Here is a 25,049-nt window from a genome sequence, read left to right as displayed (position 1 = left end):
CGGTGCTCGTCGAAGGTGACCTCGTCGATCCGGCCCGCGGCGATCCGGCCGAAGTTGCGCAGCGCCTCGGTCGGATGTCCGGTGCGGGGGTCGTAGTCGAAGTAGCTGCTGAGCACCGCCGACTCGTGGAGACGGTAATCCTCGGCGGAGGAGATCTCCGCGGCCACCCGTTTGGCGCCGAAGGCCGCCGTCGCCGGGTCCATGCCAGTGCCGTATCCGGTGTACCGGCCCTTGGCGCCGGGTACGTCGGCGCCGAGCCAGGTCTCCTTGTCCCGGGAAGTTGCCGCGACATAGACGTTTTCGGGATTGATGCCGGTTTCGGCGGCATGCGTGAGCGGGAGGCCCGAGGAGCCTACGATCACCAGATCGGTGACCTGGGCATCCGCGCCCGGCAGCGTCGACCACGCGGTGGCGGCAATGAGCGAGCCCGCGCTGTCCAGGGCGAAGACGTGCATGTCCGGTGCCGGCGTGCTGCCCTGCGCGCGAACGGCGTTGATCGCCGCGAGATCCCGGGCGAGCAGCTGTCCGTCGGCGGTCACCGAGTCGCCGTAGCCGCGCCAGGCGATGACCGCGTACTCGCGGTCGGCGTCCGCGAGGACAGCGGAGTCGAACAGCTGCGTCGCGTGAATCAGATTGTCCGGCACCGTGGTAGCCGTCACGTGCACGGTGTCCGGAGCCGAGACCATGGTGGACACCGAATCGGCGGTCTCGAGGTCGCCGAAGGTGACGACGCTGCGCACCTGTCCGTCCAGCGACGGCGCGTATGTCCGCAGGTTCACCGCGGGCCAGCCGGGGATGTCCGCGCTGTTCGCCTCCATCTCCAGCAGGTCGAAACGCAGCTCCGACAGCGCCTTCCGCAGTTTCGCGGCGCCAGGCGACAGGTTCTCGCCCAAGGCCAACAGCACGCGTCGGTCGTTGTCCAGCAGGTCCCGGTTGACCTGAGCCCGCACCGGCTCGGGTATGCCATCGGCCTGGCCGATCTCGCGTGGCGCCAGTTCGATCAGCGCCGCCTGCTCGGCTGGATCCAGCGCGTCCCACCACTGCCGATTGCGGTTTGCGAGATCGCCGGATTCGCCGAGCAGATCGGTGTAGTGGTCGGCGTGCAGCAGGATGCTCGCGTCGGCGTCGGAACCCAAGCGGGACAGTGCGTTTCGGACCAGCGCCTGCTGGTCGGATGTGCCCTCGGGCGGTGTCCACAGGGTGGGCGGAGCGCGGTCACCGTTCGCGTCCGGGTCGGTCACGCCGATCGCGAACTCCGGGTGCGCGGCCGGGTCGGCCGGGAATTCGCTGATGGGGCGCAACGGATTTCCGGCCCGGTCGAAGGCGATGCCCGACATCGCCACCGCGTCCGCCCCTGCCTCACCCCGCACGAACGGCCGCCAGGCGCCGTTGTCGTCGTTCAGGTCCCGCACCATGATCTGGCCGCCCCGGTTGGCCATCACGTAGGCGTGCGCGCCGACACCGTTCGCGTCGGCGGCGGCATAGTGATCGACCATGATCGCGATCGACAGCGGATCGTCCGGATCCGCAAGGCGCGCGGCCACCTCGTTCCGGCTGCCGAACGGCTGCAACCGCCCCTTCGTCTGCGCTTCCAGCTGCGTACCGGTGCGCCCACCCAGCCCGGGCTCATCGGTGAACGATTGCGCGACAGCGCTGCCGGTTTCCGAGATCACCGTGTCGACAGCGTCATCCGCGCACACCTGCTGTGGTGCGGTCGACTGAGGTTGCACCAAGGGTGCCCGAACGTCCTGCGGTGCAGCGGTTTCCTGCTCCGCGAAACCATGCGCACCGTCGGTGACCGACGGATCCGCAGCGCCACGCGGGACACCCATCGCGGCAGGCCGTGGCGGCTCCGAAGCCGGGCGTACGGACTCGGCCGGAAGAGCAGTGTCTGCCGAGGCGGGCGCGAACTCGCTGTCCGCGAAGGCTTCCCGCAACAGCGCACCGGCAACCGCCGCGGTGTCCTCGACGACCGAGCTGGAAACACCTAGCTGGGCACTCACCGCGTCGACGTCGAGCCCGCCCAGGAAATGCAGGCGCACAATATTCTGTGCCAGCTCCGGATCGGGCAACGCCGAGAGAGCGTCTTCCAAGGTCAGTCGGAAATCCACGTCGGCGAACGGTGACCCGGTCGGATCCGCGATGTCACGCTGCTCCGTGCGGGCGTCCGGCGGTCGCATGGCGCCGATCGAGGTGGATCGCCGCCCCAAGGTGACCCGAGCGTCGACGACCTCGGACACCTCGAGGTTCAGCGCCTGAGCGATGTCGGCGTCGGACGGATCCCGACCGGTCTCGGCGACAACGCTGTCCATGTAGCTGTCGACCGAATACAGCCGCCACCGCGTCGCCTTGTCCACGTTGGGATACTTCTGCGCAAAGTAGGCATCGCGGATGGTGGCGCGTGCGGTTACCCAGGCAAACCTCGTGAAGCTGCCGCCGGACGGCACGAAATTCAGTACTGCCTTGAGTATCGCCTCGCTCACCGCCTGCGACAGATCCTCGAACTCGCCGGCCTGCGGCCAACCGCGGGGCGCGAGCTCCGCGATCCACTGGTACCGTTCGGCGATCCGCTGTTTCAAGGCGGTTTCGGCATTCGACCCGGGTGCGGTATCGATGAGCTCCCAGAACATTTCGTACTCGGCCGGGTCGATCGAATCGCTCCCGGTACGCGCATAGAACTCGCGAATCACCGCACGGAAGACATCGCTGGGAATCTCGAGTGCGTCGCGAATCCGTCGCATGCGGCGGATCTGCGGCAGGTGATCCTCCTCGGTCACCCGGTTCGAGCGCGTACCGTCGCCGACCTGAGCGACGAACTCCTCCACGGTCAGGCGCTTGTACAGTCGTACCGCCTGCATCCATTGGTGCAGGGAGTCGAAATCGGCTGCGGCGGGCCATGTTTCGCCCGACGGATCCATCCGGTAGTGGTATCCGTGCTCGGACGCCGGCCCCCATGCCTCGGCGAACTCGTTCCACGGACCAGCGTGGTGCAGCGCGAGGTCATAGACCTTCAGCAGGGCGAGTTCGATCGGCGCGGCGGCACGACCCTCCTCATGCGCTCGGATACTCGCAACGGTCATTCCGAAGATCCGGGCTTTGTCCAACCGGCTGAGGTTGTTCCTGCTGCCGAATTCGATCAAGAATTCACCGAAGGACGCGCACTCCCGCGGACCTGGATAGTCCAGATCGGCACCGCGCAGTCTCGCGGCTACCGAGTGCAGAACGTCCGCATCGACGTCCACATCGGCCGCGACAGCGCTATCGGCCACTTGCCGAACCGCCTGAGCTTGGGCCTTGGTCAGCTTCCGCTCGCGGCTCAGGCCGGCAAGCGCGCGCTGTAGCTCGGCCGGCGCGGTGCGCTGGGTATGACGGACCAGCATGAGATCCGGGTCCGCGTGTCCACTGCCGTCCCTGTCGAGCAGATCCGCCAGTTTCTGGACTGCCTTCCAGAGGTGCTTGCGCACCTTGGCCGCCTCGATGCCGAGCTCATCGGCGATCTCGTTGTCCGACAAGCCCTCGATCTGCCGCAGGTGGGCGACTTGCCGCTGAATCGGGTTCGACAGCTCACGGATCAGGGGTTCCAGCTTGGCCTTGCCATCAGCGGTCTCCAGCAGGGACCGGATGCGTTCGGCAGGTGTCGGCGGCGACGCCGGTTCCGACAGCAAAGTCGCCAGCTTCTGCAACGCCTTGGGCAGATTGGCGTGCAGCCGCTTGCTTGTCCAGCCCAGCGCCGCCGTCGCCGCCTTGTTCGACAGCCCATCGAGCACACAGGCCTGCACAACCGCACGCTGTGTGGGGGTCAACCGGGGCAGCAGTGCTTCGACCGATGCCTTGTCGTTCCGCACGGCTCGGTCGACGATCGTCCGCGGATCATCCAGATCTGTCGCAGCTGGGACCGGGGTGGTGCCGTCCTGGACCGCAGGCGCCGATGGCGCCGACTCCGCCCGGCCAGGAGCACGGAACGCCCGCATTTCGTGGGGGCCGTCGGGATCGTAGGCGAAGAACGTGCTCGGGTCGCGGCCGTTCCCCGGCTTGCGTACCGGACGGTCCAGTGCCTCGGTGTCGGTGACCGGCTGGGCTGCCGCTTCCGAATGCGGTAGTGGCGCGGGCGAGGTCGGAGCCTCCCGCACCAGGCCAGGCAGACCGCCACGGTACGGCCAGTTGTCGCCGGTGATCTTGCCGTTGTCCTTGATCTCGGTGAACCTGTCCACCGCACCCTGAATGGCTTCGGGTTCGAGGCCGTCCAGGATCGCTCGCAGGTCCGCCTCGGTGGCGGCGGCGACCAGCGCCATCGCATCGGGGTGCAGGTCTCGGCCCAGCACGTCGGCCACGAAGACCGACTGGGGCTCGAACTGGGCGAAGGAGTTCTCGTCGACCGGGAAGGTGGCTTCGTTGTCGGTCGATACGACGCGACCGGACGGGGTGGTGATGATATCGCCCACGTGGCGGTCGCGGTTGCCCGCGATGTAGTCGACGATCGCGATCATGTCGCGGACCAGCCGGTCGTAGCCGCGTACCGCACGTCCGCTCGCCGCGCCAGGCACGTACTCCTGGAGGATTCCCGTGCCCTTGCTGCCTTCCCACAGATAGGTGGGCGGCTCGAGGTGGAACTTCAGCAGCCGGTCGAGCAGGTAGGTCTTGACTTCGCGCAGTGCGCGGCCCGAAGGCGGGATACCCGCGGTGTCGGCATCGCCGTGGAACGGCTTGTACACCCAGACGGTGTCGCTGCCCTCGAACGTCACGCGAATGAGTCCGTGCGAGCTGAGTTCGGCATCGGTGAAAGCGGATTCGCGAGCCGGTCCCAGGGTTCGCGGGTCGATGGTCTCGAAATCGGCCTGGTCGGAATCGGTTTCGACTTCCACGTCCGTTTCGGAGTCGGCGTCGCCGACGTGGTCGCCGTGAATGCGTCCGTTGGTGCGAATCTCGTCCAGCCGGTTCAGTACACCGTCGATCTGGGTCGCGGTGAGCCCACCCTGCTCGAGCAACTGCCGCAACCGCTGCGGCTCGATCGCCACGACCTGCTCCAACACACCGGCATCGATAGGCCGGAACAGCGATGACGCGACGAAGTCCGAGCTCTCCCAGAAGCCCGCGAGGTAGTCCACCACGCCGTGCGCGGCGCGCTGGGTTCGGGTGGCGCCGTCGAAGTCGCGGCCCGGTTCGAAATCCGGGACGAACGCGCGCAGCACGTCACGCACGATATTGCCTGCGCCCCTCGGTTTTCCGCCGCCGTCCGACGCCCTGCCGTCCGCGTCCGAGGCCCGCGGATCGAGTGGGCCGGGACGGCGCCGATCCAGCGGGTCGTACTGCGCGAAATCCTCGGCGACCCGCATGCCTTGGTCGACGAGGACGCGCAACGCGTCGTCGTTGACCGCTGCCGCGGGTTGGTAATGCCCGCTGCTGTCGGTCATGGCGGCCAGGCGGCCCGCGTCGACCCGGATCCCGCCGACACCGGCGGCCGGGCGCCCGGACAGGAACGACGACTGGCGCATCGGCTTGTCGATCAGCCCTGTCTCGGCGTAGAGATTGCCCGCCGGGTCGAGAGCGAACATCACCGTGCGGCCGCCGGTGTCGAAGAGCTGGCCGTCGTGGGCGCGGTAGAGCCTGCCGTCCGGTCCGATGACGATGCGCTGGGTCGCCAGCTCCGCCTCGGACAGGTAGTGCACGACGGGATCGCCCCACTGGTTGCGGCGCAGCTCCTCACCCACATAGCCGCGCTTCAGCTCGACGGTGGGCAGGTTGTCACCGGTCAGCGGGGCCGGAATCTCGTCCGCCGCAAGCACATCGCCGGCGGCGTCGTTCGATGGCTGTGCCGCTTGCCCCGGAGCCCTGTGTGCCTGCACTTCGTGCGGGCCTTCCGGATCGAAGGCGAAGAACGTCCCCGGGTCGCGGCGGTTCCGCGACTTCCGTGCCGGACTGTCCGTTACGTCGGCGTCGCTCATCGGCGTCGCCGATTGCTGTTGCGGTGCAGCGGCATTCTGAGCTTGGTCCGCCACGGCCGCGAGGTTCTCGTGGGCGCTGCCCTCCTGTGCCGGGGTCGTGGTCTCGGCGTTCCCGAGCAGGCCGTTGTAGAGGTCGGCGGCTTCCAGGACCCCGGCGTGGGTCAGCCAGTCGGTGTACAGCTCGAGCGTCTCGGGGGCGGTGTCCGGGTCGCCGGACAGGTCCCGTTGCTCCAGAACGGTTTCCAGCTCAGCGACCGGGGTGTCCAGCGCTCGCGCCAGCGCGTCGGCGAGGCGAGCGCATTCGGCGCGCAGCTCGGCCAGTCGTGGCGCGCCCGCGGTCAGCGCGGCCGGATCGAGGGAGAGCAGACCGGCCATCTCGGCCAGATTCTCGCGGGCCGCCGCCAGTGTGGTGTCCGGGTCCGGCTCTGTCCGCGGCGTCGGCGGCAGGACCTCGACACACAGGTCCACGAACGCGGCCAGTTCGGGCGAGCCGATCGCCGCCGCGACGCGGCGCAACTCGGCGACCGGGTCCGCGTCGCTGGGTGCGGAATAGCCGCTCAGTTCGTCCACCGCGAGCAGGTCGGCCAGCTCCTGCCGCAACGCGTCATTGGTGTCCCGCAGGCGCTGCGCGACGGCCGCGTCGACCTCTCCGGTCCGAAGTTCCTGGACCTGAAGCACCTGGGTGGCGTCGTCCCAGGTCATGCGCCGACCGATCCACTGCCGCAACTCCGGCAACCGACCGGCGTCCACCGCCCGCTGCCACGCCTCGCCATCCAGGGCGCGCAACTGCCCCTGCACGACATCGACGGCTTGGCGAAGCAGGCCGGGCCGCTGCATCAGCTCCGGGTCGACCCCCAAGGCTTCGGCCAGATCCCGCTGTGCGGGCGACAGATCGATAGCGGCCGGGTCCGGCTCGCTCCCCGGGTCAGAGGAGCCGGTTTCGGGCTGCTCGACAGCGGCTGGGGTCTCGGCGCCGATGGTGTCCCGGGAGATCTCCGCGAGTCGCTCGACGAGATTCGCACCCGACCGGTCCACGCCACGGCGAGTCTTCTCCACCCACTGAACGGCGTTGTTGGCGGCGGGGCCGTCGATCATCTTCCGCCCGGCCTTGGTTCGCAGGAAGGCGTCGACTTCCGGACCGGCCAGCCGCTCGGCGTCGGCCCGTGGCATGCCGAGCCGGGTGAATTCCTCGATCTTCGCGGCAAGGGCATCGCGTCGGACACTTGCCGAGGGCGTTTCCTGATATTCGCGGTATTTCTGTAGGACAAGCGCTTTCGCCTGCTCGGCGACAACCGGATCGCCGTGCTGGGCGATTTCGTCCAGCAGTTTGCGCAGGGCCTTCGGCAACTCGAGCTCTGGCGGAGTCGTCTGCGAATCGGCGAGGAATTGGGCGAGTTCCTTCTCGACCCACTGCTTGGTCCGGTCCGCGGCGTCCCGGCCGATACGGTCCAGCGACCGCTCGCCGACGAGCTGCTCGTCGGCAAACCGCCGAGCCTCCGACTCCACCTCGGCTTCCGGGTTCTTCGCCTGGAGCTGGTTCGTCTTGTTGTTCACGAACTCTCGATGGGCGCGTACCGCCCGCTCCTGCCGGAACTCCCGATAGCGCTCGACCACAGCGTCTTTCACACTGTCGGCGAAGTCCAGGTCAGCGGCGGCACCGTCGATCCGATCCAGGATCGCGTACAGCGCGTCGGGCAGTTCGGTATCCGGCAGCGGCGGAATCGCGGGCTGCTCGGCGCTGCTCGAATCCGGCCCGATCTGGGTGTTCGCGTGATCGACGACCTCGACGCGATGGTCATCGAGCACGCGACCGTTCTCGTCCTCGATGCGAACGGCTTCGATTCCTGCCTTCTCGGTCGGCGCGATGCCGTCCAGGAAATGCCACACCACCCTGGGGGGCTTCCCGTCGACCCACAGGGCCCGATTCAGGTACGCGATCTGCAATTGCCTGCGCACCTGCGCTTCGGTATCGGGCTTCATCCGCCGGTCCTGAGTGACCGATCGCTGACGCGTCTTCACCTCGTTCCAGGTGGCGCCGCCGTCGGTGACGATATCGACCTCGCCATCGATCGCACCGCCCGTCGGCAGGTTCGCGTCGATCAGCATTCCGACCCGGGCCACCCCGTCCAGTCGCGACGCCATCGTGAATTCACCGAGGAGCCCGCGCACCACGACGTCGAATCCGTGCAGGAACGACGAGTCGTCCGTACGAGTGACCAGTCGGCCGGCCGGCGTCTTGCCCTCGAAGTAGTCGCCAGCCCACTCGGCCAGCTGGTTGCGCATCCCCGTGATGGTTGTCTGCCAGTGGTCGGCACCCTTGTCCCGCAGGTCGGGTTTGGCTGCCAGCAGCGCGTCGAGGGCTTGTTGCGCCTGGGCAACGCGGTCGAGCAGGGCTTCGATCCGGTCGATGAACACGCGCTGCTCGGCGGGCAACTCCGGATCGATATCGGAATCGATCCCTCGCAGTGCCAGGTCGATCCGGATGAGCCGCGCGCAGAAGTCGCCGCCCGCTCGTTGCGCGCGCGCTCGGATCTGGTCGACCCAGTGGGCAGTGTTGTTCGCGGCTTGCCGACTGATGCCCCGCTCCGCTCGCGCGCCCGCCACAGGCTCGCCCGCCTGCCGCGTGGCCTCCTCGACTTGCCGGCGGAGCACCTGGTATTGCCGGCGGACGAAATCCTTGGCTCGTTCGGCGGTTCGGGGATCCGTTGCGGTGGCATCGATCTGCGCCAGCACATTCCGCAGCGGCGTTGGCAGCTGCGCGTCTGCCCGTCCGGCCGCGGCATCGCCTTCGGGGGACGGTGTGTTCGCGCCGAAGTAGACGTCGTCGGCGGGCGGTGCGGCGTTCGGGTCCGCGAACCGCGGGGACAGCAGGATGGCCTGGCCGCCCTTGTACACCGTGGCCCAGAGGGCGACGGTGTGGTCGGTGCTGCCGCCGGTGAGGTGGGCCAGCGATACCTCGGTGGTGGTGGAGGCGCCGCTGGTGAGCTGGAGGGTGCCGGCGGGGGCCGGTGCTTGGAACCATTCGCGGCCGTCGGGGTCGACCCGGTTCAGGATGACGGGTTGCCCGTTGAGTTCGAAAGTATGTGTGCCGTCGGCGTTCTCACCGATGTAGGTGAGGGCGGCGGCGTGGCCCATGGCGCCGTGGCGGGCGGCGGTGGCGCGCTGTTCGAAGAGGTAGGCGGTGGTGCCGGGGCCGGAGTCGAGCAGGCCGCGCACGAGGCGGGCGTGGGCGGTGGAGTCGGCGTCGGCGACGAAGCCCTGCACCGGTGCGCCGTCGAGCTCGGGGACGATATCGCTCCACAGCACACCCGCCAGTGACGGCTCGAGCAGATCGGCGTCGGTGACGGTGGTGCCCTGCGCCTGGTTGACGAAACGCGCGGCGACCGGCACGCAGTCGTTGTCGTGTTGGTCGAGGTCGTACCGGGTACGCGGGAAGGCGCCGTCGCCGTCGACTTCGACGGTGACCGACAGCACCTGTTCGCCTGCCCTGCCGGTGACGCGCGCCGAGACGTGCACGCCGCCGCGGGCCAGATCGTGGTCGTTGGTGGTGAAAGACCGGGTGGCGCGGTGGACGATGTCCTTCACCTCGGCCAGCGCCTGGTCGACCTTGGCCGCGGGCCAGCCGCCCATGATGGCGCGCAGCCGGCTGTCCACCCCGTCCAAGCCCTGCACGCCGTAGTAGAGCGGGAGCGAGAACTGGCGGGTGCGCGCCGGATCGTTGACGTTCGGGTCCAGCCCGGAGGTGAAGTCGAGCGGGTCGGCGCGGCGGCCGGTGAGGCGCTGCCAGAGCGTGCGCTTGCCGGGCAGATGCGGACGGTTGGCGTCCCAGTCGTATCCCGCCGCCTTGGCGGCCGCGTGGGCCTGATGCCCGGTCGCCTTCGGATTGCGCGCCAGGAACTCCGCTTCGAACAGCGCGCCCTCGAGGGCGATGATGTCCTCGCGCACCGGGTGTCCATCGATCAACCGGTTCCACATGCGGACGACGTCGGCGATCCGGTTGACCTCGGAATTGCGCAGCAGGTAGTCGCGTGCCCGGTTCAGGTTCCGCACCACCTCGTCGGGGGTGCGGGTGGTGCCCGCGTGATCACGCAGCCAGGTCGAGCCGTCGGACCGCTTGGGCATGTGCGTGCCCTTGGGGTCGCGCACCCACGCCTTGCCAGGACCGCGCACCCAGCGCTTGGGGTCGCCGCCGGAGTAGGCGTCGGGGTTCGAGAGCGCGTTGTTGGCGATCCGCGCGAGCAGGCTGTCGTGCTCGTGCACGCGATTGTGTTCGAAGTCCGCGTAGGCGGCGTCGGTCTCCTGCTGAATCCGCTGGCGCGCGAGGTCGTTTGCGCGCCAGTCGGCGGCCAGGCTTTCCGGGATGTCGACGCTCTCGCCGGTGAACGGATAGACCACCGTGCCGTCCAGCCGCCGCTGCTCGGAGTTCAGCGCGACCGGCGCCAGGTCGTCGCGGTGCAGCGACTGCGGGTCGGGCTGGCCGTCGTTGAACCAGGCGTAGGTGCGGGTGCCGCGCACCACCGGGACCAGGTGGATCCACTTGCCGTCGCGCACGGCCGGAATCCATTGCGTCACATCGGCCATGGCCTGAGCGACATGCGGATGCCGGTTCACGAAGTCCACCGACAGCGGCAGTTGGATCGACTGTCCGTGCGCGGTGTTGGCGGGCAGCCACTGGGTGGTGCGCAGGATGGTCTGGCCGATCCACGGACGGTTCTGGATGAAGTTCTTCGCCCACGGATGGGTCGGAATCCGTTGGAGGATGCCGATGATCAGGATGCGGGCGTGGAACAGGTTGAGGCCGACGTCCGAACTCCACGCGTTCACGCCCTCGGGGACGTTGTAGATCGTCGGCGAGAACGGCGGATTCTGCGGGAACAGGAACCCTGGAACCTCACCGGCCTCGAACTCGTGCAGCCCGGCCATGATCTTGTCGAAGGTCGGCACCATCGACACCTTGAACAGGAACGGCGGCTGCGGGTCGGTCCACTTCTCCTTCTCCCACTTACGCGGGTGCTTGGCCGGATCCCAGGAACCGGCACGCGCGGTGAGTTCGGCGTCGGTGGACGGCAAGGACACCGACTGCTGGTAGGCGCCGTCGGCGTCGACTTCGATCCGACGGAACTGCACGTTCACCGGGATGACCGACGAATTCGCCATGCCGAGTAGCAGATTCAGTTCGGTCTGCGGCGGCAGCGCCGCGTGCAGGGCTTGGCGGTAGCTGTTGACATCGGTGTCGGTGCCGACGACCACCGTCTCGGTGTCGATCGCCTTCGGGCTGAGCGACGGCCGGACACCGACGCGCTCGGAGACCGGCAGCAGCCCGAGGTCGTTCAGCGCGTCGAGCGCGGCCCGCCGCTCGGCGATCTGCTTGTCGAGGTATTCGGTGAGCTGGTTCTGTTCGGCTTCCAGCTGCCGGATCTGGTCGATCAGTGCGCGCAGCTGCTGGACCTGCTGGGCGCCCGGCTCCAGCGGACCCTGGTAGTCCGGGTTCAGCTGGTTGTCGTCGCCGATCTGGAAGACCTCGGCCAGGGCGTTGCGCGACCTGGTGCCCGCCAGGATCTCCTGGGTGAGCGCGGCGCGCAGCTCGATCAGCGGACCCGGTGGGGTCTTCTCGTGCAGCACCGCCTGCGTGGCTTCCAGCTGCGTGAGCGCGTGCACCGCGTCCCGCAGCTTCAGCCGCAGCACGGCCAGATCAGCCTGCTTGGCACGCGAGGACGCGCGCGTGTCGACGGGTTCCGCTTCGAGATCGCGGATGGCCTGGCGGAGCGTCCGCACGGCGCCTTGGCCGCGGGTGATCTGCTCTTCGAGAGTGCGGTCGAGCTGCTGGGCGTGGTCGACCCGATCGCGGAGCTCGAACGCCGCGGTGAGGTTGTCGACCAGCTCGAGATCCGCACGGAACTGGGCACTTTCGGTCTCGCCGCCCAGTTCTCCGTCCAGCTGTGCCTGCAAGGCGGCGACCTGTGTCCCCAGCTCCGCCAGCCGCGCCCGCGTCTGCGCCTCGGTCTGGTTCAGCGCGTCCTCGTGCGCCCGCACCGCGGCGACGCGGGCCGCTTCGGCCTCCGCCTTGGCGAGTTCCGCTGTCTCGGTGAACTGTTCGGCTTGCGTGGACAGAACCTGCGCGTCCCCTGGACGACCAGCCTCGATCGCCTCCCGCGCCTGCGCGACCAACCGCATGGATTCCGCGCGTGCCGCGGTCTCGCGGGCCATGGCGTCGGACATCTCGGCACGCAACGCGGCGATCCGTGCGGGCGGCGGCGCGTGCGCGGGCGGCTGCCGGTGCACGGGGACCGGCGAGTTCTGGTCCGGCGTCTGGCCGATTCGCAGCTCGGCGTCGGGCTGCGCGGCGGTGCGATCGCCGACGTTCTCGACGACTTCGCCGTCGCGCCAGACCACCGCCCAAGTGCTCCCGGTTTCCTCGGGTGTGCCATTGGTCAGGTCGAGCAGCGTGACGGTGTCACCGGCCGGAGTGGTGAACCAGGCCACGCCGTGATCGTCGGTGTACTGGTAGGTGACCGGAACGCCGTCGACCTCGAAGTTGTTCCCGTCCAGGTACTTCACTGTGAAGGAGTGCGCGCCCACGCCGTGGCGATCCTCGGTCGTGCGCTGAACGAGCACCCAGGCGATCGAGCCGGGCCCGGCGCGATGCATCAGACCGTCGATCAGGTTGGCGGGCGCCGACATGCCGGGGTGATCGAAGCCCTCGGCCACGGCGCCGTGCAAGCTCGGCTGCGCATCGGACCACGAGGTGCCCGACAGGTTGCGGGTATCCAGGGCGGGCACGGTGACGACGTTCGGCCGCTCCGGGGTGTTCTGGTCGTCGGCCACCCGCGTCATCGAATCCACGAAGCAGGTGTTGATGCCGGTGTTGTACTCGCTGAGCGCCGGGTTCACGAGCACCCGCAGCGCGGGGTAGTCCCTGCCGAGCAGCGGCAGCAGGAAACCGCCCAGGCGCATGGCGATATTGGAGCCCGAGCTGTGGCCCTTCGTCGGAATCTCGCGCTCGTCGAAGGACTGCTGGAGCTGCTCGATCGGTTCGACGGCCTGGCCGTCCGGCTTGATCCCGACGAAGCCGGGGCACACGCCGTTGCGGGTGTCGCGGCGAATCTCCATGGTTTCGCCGGTAATTCGCACCTTGGTGATCTTCTGGTTCGGGATATCGAACTCGATGGCGAACTGCGGTGGGTTCCGCGGCGCGGTGAACTTGCCCAGAGTGCTGAAGGTGACACCGGCCATCACGCTGAACTGGCTGGTGAACTGGAACAAGGCGTGCTGAATGCTCGCCCACGACCAGCCCGCGATCACGTCCGCGTGCTCGGACAGGCTCGTCAGGAACCCGCGCAACACCAGCGCGATGCTCTCCATGTTGGTCGCCGCGCTGAGCACCGTCTTGTCGCCCTGCGCGTTGTACACACCGACCGAATGCGCGGGCAGATCCAGCTCTTCGCGCCGATTCGGCGGGATCGCCTCCAGCAGCGGTTTGCGGTCGGCGGACCGTTCCTCCTTGATCGCGGCGAGCTCCGCCCACACCGGGTCGGACATCAGCGGCCAGGTCGCGGTCAGATGCTCGACCGCGGCCTGCATGAACGCGTGCATTCCGGAATCGCGCGGGTAGCCGTCCTGGCCGACCATCACGTAGTCGTCGCGCAGGGTGGAGGCGTAGTAGTCCGGCTCGGTGGTCGTGTAGTCGCCACGCACCGCGACGGCGATTCGCTCCGGATGCGCCATCATCTGCTGCAACGCGGTCTGGGTCAGCTTGTATTGCAGCACACCGGAGGCGATCGACCGCTCCAGCGAATACCGCAGGTACGCGAGCTCTTGCGGTGGGAAGATGTCCCGGATGAGTCGCTGCGGCCCGTTCACCTTCTCCGGCGCGTTCGACACCAGGAACCGCTCGCCGATCTCGGCGATGATCTCCCGCGCCCGGCTCGGATCCGCCAGCACCGCCGACTGTCCCTCGACCATCAGCTCACGGATCACCGACACCGCGGTACGCGGCATCTCCGAGGACAGGATCCACCCTTCCGGTGGCGCCTGCTGCTCGGGTTCAGCCGTGGCCTCGTCGCTGTCCTGCTCGGTGAACTCGGCCCACGCCACCTTGCCCGCGCCCCCGGCGAGAACAGCGACGCCGGCTCGCTCGCCGTGCACAGCATCGCCCGGCTGAGTGTCGAGCACCTGCAGCAGCACCTGCCGCGCGCCCGGCGCGCCGACGAGACGCAAACCGACCCGCACCGGGGCGCTGCCCGCCCGTGACACCAGATCCGCGGCCGCGTCCTGCACCGAACGCCGTTGTCCGGCATCACCCCAATCCGCCGCGGTCAGTTGCTCGCCGACCCAGTCCACGACCCCGGCCATGTCCGCGTCCGATGCCATCGTCGTGTCGACCGCGCTGCCGGCGTCCCCGAGGAAGGTGGCGCCCGTTTGGCCAAGCCACGTCCCGATCTTGGCGTGCACCTGGTCCAGTGCGGCGGCGACCCGGACCGCGTCCGGACCGAGCCGGACATCGGTGTAGTGGGCGGTGGGTGCGCCCGCGGTGTTCTCCAGCACCAGCGTGACCTGCCCGGGCACACCGCGCACCGGGGCCAGGCTCAAGGTGATCGACAGCCGGTCACCGGTGGCTTCGATATCGGTCACATCGACCGAGAAATCGGCGCCGAAACCGCGCAGACCCTTGGTGATCAAGTCCCGCGTCGTGGAATCGACCGCGGCCTGCTCGATCAGCACCCGGGGCGACGCCAGCACCCTCGGTCCCTTCCAGATCCCTTCCTGGTTGTAGGCGCGGAAGTCGACTTGGGCGAGGTCCACGCCCGCGGCGACCAGCAGATGCTGGAGCTGCGCGGCGAACTTCGGGTCCAGTGAACCCGCCCAGAACGCCTCCGCCGACGAGGCCCACACCCCCGTGATCCGACCGTTCTCGATGATCCACACACCGAATGCGATCGGGCCTGCCTCCGGATCGCCGAACGAGCTGAACAACTCGGCGTGCGAGGTCACATCTGTCGGCGCGCTGCGGATCTCCTCGGGGAAGATGACGAAGACCTCGCCGAGCTCGCCGGTGTTGTGCAGGTTGCCGTGCTGGTCGTAGACCCGGCCATCCTGGACGGTCAGCGTGCCGAACTGGGCGAGCGCGCCCAGATCGCGCCGATAGGTATCCGGCCGGTTGGGTTCGGCGACATCGTATTCCGGCACACTCGGCTCGACACGTGCGTTCACCGGGGGCGCGGCGACCTGCTGGGAACCGGGGCCCGCGGCCGGTTCGGCTCCGGGATCGGCGTCCGACTCCGCGCCGAACTCCAACTCCGCGGCATTGCGCGAGATCATGGCGAGGATGTCGTTGATCTGGCTCTGCAGCACCGCGATCTGGTCGGGGTATCCCGGCCGCTGTTCCCGGCGGATCTGCTCCAGCCGCGCCTGCGCGCTCGCCAGGGCGTCGGTCAGCACACGCTCGCGTTCCTCGGCGATTTCGGCACGCTCGGCCGGGGTGACGAAGGACAGCACGGGCGGCTGTCCCGGCCGGAACAGCACCAGCGGCTCGCCACCTTCGGAGTGGTCCTCCATCATGCCGACATAGGCGTCCCAGTCCTCCAGCTTGTCCGGGTTCCAGTAGGCCAGCGGCGGATGCTGCACACCCATATCGGCGGCCAGCGCCACCTCCAGGAGCAGGAAGTTCTCGGTCGGCGACAAGCGGCGGCCGTCGGGGTGGCGCAGGTCGAACAGATCGTGGTCACCGGTCAGCGGTTTCAGGACACCGCGCCTGGTGAAGCCCTTGACCACGCCGTTCTCCACGGCGAACCGGCCCTGCGCGATGAAGGCGTCCATCCTCGTGCGCAGTTTGATGTACTCACGCACGCGCTGTTCGTAACGCGCTTCGAGAGCTGCCCAGTCCGCGTCGGATTCCGTGGTGCGCGGCGGCATCCGCAGGTCGTGCCGCCCGCCTTCCGGGAATCGAAAGAAGCCCACCAAGCCGATCGACTTCGCGGGCGCACCCAGCATCACGTCGTATTTGTTGATGGTCTTGGCCTTCATCAACTCCGGCTTGTCCGCGGCATCGTCGTAGATCCACGGCACCGAGTCGGGGTTGGTCGGGCGCACCCAGAGGTGGAGGTCGTGTTCCTCCACGAAGTTCTGTAGCTGTTCCTGGCGATGGAGCGGGATCCCGTGCTCGGCTTCGAGTTGCGCTGGCGTAACCGGTGTTTCGGCGGACTGGCCAGCGGGGTTCGAGCCGATGAAGGCGTCGTCGCCGGGGCGTGGGGCGTCGACATCGCCGGTGTCCAGGACGATCGCCTGCTGGTTCCGGTAGGCGGTGGCCCACAGCGCGACCGTGCCCTCGCGGGTGCCGCCCGCGAGATCGGCCAGGGAGACCTGCTGGAGCGGGCCGCCGGGCAGGGCCGCCACCGGCGCGTCGAAGTATTCGCGGCCGTTCTCGACCCGGTTCAGCGTGACCCGCTCACCGTTGAGTTCGAAGACATGCCTGCCGTTTTCCTCGCCGACGTAGTGCAGCGACAAGGCGTGGCCGATGGCGCCGTGCCGGTCCGGGGTGCCGCGCTGTTCGATGACGTAGGCGGTGGTGCCGGGACCCGCGTTGATCAAGCCTTGGACCAAGCGGGCGTAGCCGCTGACCTGGGCGGTGGTGGCGAAACCCTGGAGCGGCGCGCCGTTGAGCGCCGGGACCAGGTCGCCGAACCGCACACCGGCCAGCGTCGAGGGCGCAAGCAGATCCGCATCGGTGACGACACCGCCCTGGGCGGCGTTGACGTGCTCGCCCGCCAGCTGCACGCAGTTGTTGTCGTGCTCGTCGAGCAGATAGCGCTGCGGGCCGAGGGTGCCGTCGCCGTCGGAGACGATCCTCACCTCGAGCACGCCGAGGCCGGGTTCGCCGATCACCCGCGCCGAGACGTGCACGCCGCCGCGGGCGATGCCGTGATCACCGTGGTGGGACTGCGTCGCCAAGGCGACGAGATCGGTCACCTCGTCCAGTGCCGTCTCGACCTTCGCGGCGGGCCAACCGGACATGATGGCGGACAACTGATCTCGGATATGGCCGAGCCCCTGCACGCCGTAGTACAGCGTGCTGCCGAACCGGCGGGTGCGCGCCGGATCGTTGGCCATCGGGTCGATCTCGGAGGTGAACCCGAGCGGTGTCGGGCGCGCACCGGTCAAGCGTTGCCAGACGGTGCGCTTGCGCGGGTGCCTCGGGCGCTGATCCCAGTCGTAGCCAGCGGCTTTCGCCGCCGCCGTCGCCTGCTGCACGGTGGCGCCGGGGTTTTGCGCGAGGAACTCGATCGAGGCGAGCGCGGCCTCGATCCCGACGATGTCCTCGCGCACCGCCTGGTTGAACATCAGCCGCAGCCACATGGTGGCGATGTCGATGTTCTGCGGGATCTCGGTGTTGCGCAGCAGGTAGTCGCGCACCTGGCGCAGCGTCTCGATGACGTCGTCGCGGGAACGCGGGTTGCCCGCGTGGTCTTTGAGCCACGTCGAGCCGTCGCCGTGCTTGGCCATGGTCGAACCGTCGGGGTCGCGCACCCAGGCATTGCCCTTGCCGCGCACCCAGCGCTTCGGGTCGCCGCCGGAGTAGCGGTCCGGATCGGCGAGGGCGTGATCGGCGATCCGCGCCAGGTTGCTGTCCGCCTCGAAGATCCGGTTGTGCTCGAATCCCTCGTAGGCGGCCTCGGTCCGTTCCCTGAGCTCGGCCCGCTCGGCTTCGTTGTCGGCCCAGCGCTGCCGCAGCGCCTCGGGAATCTCGACGCTCTCGCCGGTGTAGGGCAGCGCGTGCGAGCCATCGAGGCGCGCCTGCTCCGAATTTCGTTGCGGCGTGGCGAGTTCCGGGTTGGACAGCGGCTGCGGATCGGGCTGGCTGGTGTCCAGCCAACCGTAGGTGCGGGTGCCGCGCACCATCGGAACCAGCTGGATCCAACGCCCGTCGCGCACCGCGGGAATCCATTGCGCCACATCGGCCATGGCCCAGGCCAACGCCGGATGCCGCTTGGCGAAGTCGGCCGAGAGCGGCAGTTCGATCGACTTGCCGTGCGCGGTGTTCGCGGGCAGCCACCGGGTTGCCGACAGGACGAACTTGCCGATCCATGGCCGGTTCTGTATCAGGTTCTTCGTCCACGGATGGCCCGGAATCCGGTCCAGGACGCCCAGCGCGAGGATGCGCAGGTGGAACAGGTTGAGGCCGACATCCGAGGTCCACGCGTTCACGCCCTCGGGCACGGCGTAGATCGTCTTCGAGAACGGCAATGTCTGCGGGAACAGGAACCCTGGAACCTCACCGGCCTCGAACTCGTGCAGCCCGGCCATGATCTTGTCGAAGGTCGGCACCATCGACACCTTGAACAGGAACGGCGGCTGCGGCTCGGTCCACTTCTCCTTCTCCCACTTACGCGGGTGCTTGCGCGGGTCCCAGGCGCCCGCGCGCTGGGTCAGCTCGGCATCGGTGGACGGCAGATCGACGGTGCTCGCGTAGTGGCCGTGCGCGTCGAGCTCTACCCGAGTGAACCGCACGGTCAGCGGCGTGGTGTCCGACTTCGCCATGCCAAGCAGCAGGTTCAGATCGGTTCGCGCCGACAGTGTCGCTTGCAGCGCCTGCCGGTAGCCGTTGACGTCGGTGTCGGCGCCGACGACCACGATCTCGCTGTCCCCGAACAGTCCGGTGGGCTGCGCGGCGGGCCGCACGCCGACCCGCTCCGAGATCGGCAGCAGGCCGAGGTCGTTCATCGCGTCCAGCGCGGCCTGCCGCTCGGCCAGCTTGCTCCGTTGCGTCTCCGCGTCGGCGAGCTGCTTGGCGACCTCGCGCAACTGCTGCACCAGCTCGGCCCCGGGCTCCCGCGGTCCCAGGTACCGCGGGTTGAGGTGGTCGATATCGCTGATCTGGAAGACCTGGGCGAGCGCGGCCCGCGCGTTGGTCGCGGAGATGATCTCCGTGGTCAGCGCGGACTTCAGCAGGGTCAGATCGCCCGGCGGCAGCTTTTGCCGCAGCAGTTCCAGCGAGCTCTCCACCTCGCTGAGCGCATGTGTGGTCTGCCGCAGTTTCGCGCGGGCGGCGGCCAGATCCTGGTTCCTGGCCTGCTCCGCTTCCGGGGTGTCGACGGTGTCGGCCTCGAGCTGCGCGATTCCGGCACGCAGCTTGTGCCGCAACGCTTTACCGCGTTCGATCTGCTCTTCCAGCGTCCGCTGGACCCGCTCGGCGGTCTCGATGCGGTCCCGCAGCTGGAACGCGGCCTCGAGGTTGTCGACGAGGTCGATATCGGAGCGGAATCGCGCAATCTCGGCGTCGCCGCCCAGCTGAGCGGCCAGCTGGGCCTCGAGTGCGTCGATCCGGGCTTGCAGATCGCTGCCCTGCTGCGTGATCGAGCTCTGCCACACCTCGACCGCCGCGGCGCGCGCGGCCTCCGCCGCACCGGTTTCCGCGACGCGCTGCTCGATCTCGGCCGCCAAGCTCCGCGCCAGATCGAGATCTCCGGCAGCCTGCGCCGCCTGGGCCTGCACCCGCAACTCCAGGATCTCGGAGCGCAAGTCCGCTTCCCGCGCCACGGCCGCGGCCATCTCGGCCCGCAACCGGGCCACCTCGGCGGCCGGGGTGGGCGGCGTGTTGGCCGGAGGCCGGGCCGCCGGCGAGTTCTGATCCGGGGTCTGGCCGATGGCGGGATCGGCGGGGGCCGGAGCCGCCTTGGCCGCATCGGCCAGATCGTTCAGCGCGACGGCGCGGGCGAGCACGTTGTCGCGCAGCCGCTCCAGCGTCGTGTCGACCTGCCCCTCAACCAGGTCGCTTTCCGAGAGCTGGAGCAGATTCGCCCACCGGTCGACGATCTTGGTGAGATCCGCCCGCTGGTCCGGATCGACGGCGGTATCCAGCCGGGCCTTGGCGTACGCGAGCGACTCGACAGCGCCCGCCAGCAACATGGTCCGATACCGCTGCTCCGCAATGGTTTCCGCGAGATTCGCCTGGGTCACCTGATCGGCGTTCAGGCCGAGCCGACGCAGCAGCTGCGCCTGCGCCGACTCCGGCGCGGCCGGATGCGGGGCCCGGGAATCGGGCTGGGCCGGCGCAGGCCCCAGCGCGGGTGCGATCGCCTCCGGCACCGCGATCGGCATGGTGGGAGCCGGGGAGTTGGGATCGACAACCGGCACGCTCAGTGGAGCGAAATCGGCCGAGCCCATGAGCTCGTTCATGCGCCCGATGACCGGGGTCGGATCGAGGAATCCTCGGGCCCAAGCCATTTGGACCAGATTCGCGAGGACCCGACGCGGGTCCGCGAAGCTCGACAGCGAGTCGCCGAGGCCGAGTGCCTGCGACAGGCGAGTCAGGCGGTCGCGGTCGGCGTCGGTCAGCGGGGGCAGGTCGCCGGTGGGCGCCGGGCTGGTCGCGCGGGCCGGGACGGTCTGCGGGTCGGGCGCCGGTTCGGAGGTCTGCTGCGCCTCGGGGTCGGGCTGCGCACCCGGGTCGGGAGCCTGCTGCGCCTCCGGGTCCGGGGTGGGCTGCGCCTCGGGGTCCGGAGTCTGCTGCGAATCCGGCTCCGGCGCAGGCTGGTTGGCGCCGCGCTCTTCGTCGCGCCTGCGCTGCTCCTCCTGCTGCCGCTGTTCGTCCAGGAAGCGCCGGAGGTCGCGCATCGGATCCCGTCGACCCTGGCCGTCGCCGACCCGCGGCAGGTTCCGATCGTCGTCGTCGTGGTCCTGGGTGGCGGCGCCCAACGCGTGCGGGCGCACCGCCAGCGGGCGCACGGAGTCGCCGTTCGCGTCGTAGACCATGACCCAGGTCTTCTTCGCGTCGGGCAGGTTGTCGGGGTCGAACTCGACCGGGCCGTCCGGATACTTGTACGGGTCGTCGACCATGATCTTGCCGGTCGCGGCGTCGTAGTACATGACGTACGCGTGCGCCCCGACACCGTGCTCATCGACCGTGTGGTTCTGGTCGATGACGATGGCCGTCGCCTTGCCCTCCATGAAGCCGAGTGCCTCGGCGATCGCCTTGTGCGGCGACTTACGCTTGCCGACCTTGACCTCGGTCACCTGGGAATCGGCGTGCTCTTCGAGCCGGCGCATGGACACACCGTCCAAGCCGACATCGGTCGGCACGGTGATGTCCGGGTTACCGGTACGCTGGCGCGCCCGGTACAGCGCCTGCTCGGAGCACCCGTTCTCGCGCAGCGGGGGCCGATCGGTGTCCAGGAACGACTCGTTGTCGGGCGCTTGGAATTCGGTGCTGCCCGCCGCGATGTTCTCCAGCCGGTACATGCGGTCGACCGGCACGCCGTTGTTCGGCGGCTTCGGACCGTCCGGGCCGTTGAACTGGTGGAACAGGCCGTTGGCGCGATCCTGGATGTGCACTCGGACGCCGTCGCCGAAGTGCTTCTTCCGGATCATCGGGTCTTCTGCTTGGCCGGAGAAGCCGATCAGCACGACATCGTCGACCAAACGAGCCAAACGCCCCTTGTGGCCGGACGATTCGACGACGTCGACGCCGTAGCCGCGCGCGATGATCTTGTTCGAGACCGCGATCTCGTGTTGCCCCTGCGCCACCCGCCCCGCGTTGAGCGCTGCTCGAGTCGCGCTGAAGGCGGCCAGATCCTGGGCGAGCAGCTTGCCACCCTGGCGGGCATGCCAGGTGGTCATGGACTGGGCCTTGTTCGGTGTGCCATAACCGACCCACGCGATCGACGCCGCCGACTCGCCCGGGCTCAGTCGACCGGCGGTCGCCCGGTACTGGGCGGCCATCTCGTTCACGGTGCCGCCGATGTTGGCCAGCGACGCGTCACGGCCGGGGACGTGCCAGGACAACCGGGTCGCGGTGTCGACGTCGCCCATGGCGATGGCCGCCCGGCCGCTGCCGTTGAACGCGGTGGAGTCGAAGGCCATGACGTAGACCGGCGTATTCGGCGCGACGGTTCGGGCCACCGCCTGTGCCACGGCGATCGCCTCTCGGGTGCGCAGCAGGTTCACCAGCTGCTTGTGCGAGGCGGAGTCCAGCTTGCTCTGCCGAACCAGACTGTCGAGCTCGTTCTGGACGCGTTTGACGGTCTTCGCGGCCTCGGTGCGCGCCTGGTCGATCCGCTGTCTGGCTTCGGCCCGTTCTCGCGCGGCCTGACGGCGTGCCGCCGCCCTCTCCGCCCAGCGGCTGTCCGGATCCACCTGGGTACGGGCCCGCGGCTGCTCGGCTTTCGCCTTCGCCAAGGCAGCCGCGGCCTGCTCTTGCTCGGCGAGCAGACTCGCCAACCGCGCCTGTTGGATTTCGGTCAACCCGCTGCGGGCGATCAGTTCCTGCGTCTCCCGGGCGATCTGTATCCGGTTGGCGATGTCGACATCCGGGGCGGGAATGCCCGGCACGTTGTTGCCGAAGCCGGCCGGATGCACCCGGAGCAGGACCAGCTGCTGCTCCGGCGTGATCGAGTTCCACCGCTCGGAGTTCTTGCGTGCCAACGCATCCGCCTCGGCACGGGTGGCCTTGGGGTCGAGCTGGAAATCGGCGAGCTTCGGCTTGCCCGCCATGCTGTCGAGGATGTCGGCGGCCTGCTGCTTCTCCGCGTCCGTCGCTGGACTGGCGTCGGCCACCCGGCGCGGGCGAGCGTTCTCGTCGGTGTCGGGGTTCGGCTCGGACGAATCGTCCGGCTGGTTCTGGGTTTCCGGATCGGTATCGGTGTCGGGGTCCGTGCTGGCGTCCGGATCGGTGCTGGGGCGTGCCGGAGCCGGGGCCGCGGGGGTCGGCGGCGGAGGCGGCAGGACCAGCGCGGAATCGTCGTCGACATCCGGGCGTGCCGCCGGATCCTCGTCGCTGTCCGGCCGCGCGGGCGCATCCTCGTCACTGTCGGGACGCGCCGCGGCGTCCTCGTCGCTGTCCGGTCGCGCCGCCGGGTCCTGATCGCCGTCGGGACGCGCCGGGGCATCCTCGTCGCTGTCGTCTTGTGTCGTCGGATCCAGGGTGCTGTCGGTCCGCGCTTGGACCTGCGGGTCGCTCTCCGGTGTGACCTGCACCTGGCTGTCGGCGTCGCTGTCCGAGTCCGCGGTGGTGTTCCGTTGCGGCGCTTCGGTATCCGAGATCTGCGTCTGCACCGGACTGGCCGGGGCGGCGCCGGGGGTCGCGGCCTGAGCGGACGAGCCCGCGCGCGCCGCGGGTGTCGGCTGGGCGTCGGTGCTCGGGGCGACGCTGGACGTGCCGTCGTTGAAACCGGCAACGGAGGTGTCCCCGGCGCGCGGCACACCGGGCAGGTTGGGCGTCGACGGCCGACCGGCGCCCGGCGTGCCGGTCGCGGTGTTCGATTGGCCGGTGGCGGTGCTCGACTGGCCCGTTGCGGTGCTCGACTGGCCCGTTGTCGGAGACGTGGAGGTGGACCCCGGCGCGGACGACGAGCTGCCCGGCGCCGCACTGGACGCACCCGTGCTCATGCTCGCACCCGGCGCCGTCGACCCCGGCGCGGCCGCTCCCGGCGCCGTCGATCCCGGCGCGGCCGCCCCCGGCGCCGTCGTTCCTGCCCCGTTGGTGGCGGCGTTCGTGTTCAGGCTCGAGTTGGGATCGCCCGAAATGCCCGCGCCGGCACCGAAAGAGTCGCCCAGCGGCGAACCGGTGAGGTTGTCGACCGCGCCGGGATCGGTGACCGGGCTGACCTGCGCGGCCCCCGCACCGGGATCCGTAGCACCCGCACCTGGGTCAGAAGCGCCTGCTCCAGCACCGGGATCCGACACCGCCGAGTTGGGATTGCTTGCCGCCGAGCTCGAGTCGCCCGCCTGCGGAGCCGCATTGCTCTGGCTTCCGCCAGCATTCGACGAATTGCCGTCGCCCGCACCGGTTCCCGCGCTCTGCTGACCCGTCTGCTGACCCGCCTGCGGTGCGGCGCCGGCCTGCTGCTGGTTGCCCGCGCCCGAGTCGGCGGCCCCGGCCTGCGGCGCGTTCGCGCCTTGCCCGGCCGGCGGTGCGGAGGTATTGCCCGCACTGGCGGCGTTCGTGCCGGGGCTGTTGTCCCCGGCACCGTTCTGGTTCCCGGTGCCATTCTGATTCCCGGCGCCATTCTGATTCCCGGCGCCATTCTGGTTTCCCGCACCCGAATTGCCGTTGGCACCAGTGGAATTGGCGGGATCTGTCCCGTTGGTGGGTTCCCCCGGCGGCGCGGTACCGTCCGGCATGGTCACGTTGAAGTTTCCGCCGCCGATGTTGGGCCCACCCGCGTACTGCCGGTTTCCACGGAAACTCGACGCACCGGAGGGAATCGCGCCCGACAGGCCGCCACCGACGAACGCCTCCGGAGTCCACTGGCCGGTCAGCAGGCCTGCGGTCGTCGCACCGACAACACCCGCGCCGATACCGACCAGCCCGCCGCCCATGGCCCGGGCCCACCGGTTGTCGCTCGACATCATCCGGTTGAGCGCCGGAATATGGCCCAGGCCATAACCGGCGCCGCCGCCCGCCGCACCCGCCGCGAACGAGACACCCACGTTCTTCAGGTAGCCGCCCCAGTCGAAGGGCTGCGACTTCAGGCCCTCTGCCTTGAGGATGTTGTGGATAGCGGCTTCCTCGATGGTCGTCTGGACGACCTCGACCAAGCCCTCCTGAATCATCTCGTAGACGACTTTGGCGATGACGGTCCGCGCCGCCTCGGAGAGGAAGCGCTGACCGATGATTCGGGCGATCGCGCTCTCCAGAATCCGGCCGATCACCCCGAAGGCGGCACGGGTGGCCGCGATCGCACCGGCCTGGAGGCCGGGCGCGGCCGGGCCCGCGGCCAGCGACCAGGCCAGCTCGATGACCAGCCAGCCGAGCGCGAAGATCGCGCTCAAATGGTTGGCGTGAACCTCACCGGTGAAGTCGTCGACCGCGGTGGCCAACTGGTCGAAGGACTCGCCCATCAGCTCGATGGAGCCGTGCTTCGGGTCTTGGCCGTGGATTACGCTCTGGAGCGAATCGAAGATCTTCTCGCCGCCGCTGCCCTGCGGGTAGGACACGCGGACGGATCGGCTGGCGGTATCAGCCTCGGCGATGGCCTGCTCGAGGATCTCCCGCCCGATCTCGCGCAGCACATCCGAGATCCCGTCCAGGTCATTGGGATCGATGTGGGTGATCTCCGCACCCGCCACCCACCCGACCCAGGCGAACTCCTCGGGAATATGCCAGTAACCCAT

Annotated in this window: 1 protein-coding gene (running past one end of the window); it reads right to left on the bottom strand. The window is 69.1% G+C overall.

The annotated features are described in order from the left end of the window. Positions 1–25,049: the 5' portion of a LuxR C-terminal-related transcriptional regulator gene (locus CRP45_RS23065; protein ID WP_097246904.1), read on the bottom strand. Its footprint begins 8,407 nt before the window's first position; only the first 25,049 of its 33,456 coding nucleotides appear in the window; its start codon is at positions 25,047–25,049; its stop codon lies beyond the left edge, outside the window.

The organism is Nocardia amikacinitolerans (assembly GCF_900215415.1).
GTDB lineage: Bacteria > Actinomycetota > Actinomycetes > Mycobacteriales > Mycobacteriaceae > Nocardia > Nocardia amikacinitolerans.
This window is presented reverse-complemented; position numbering and strand designations above follow the sequence as displayed.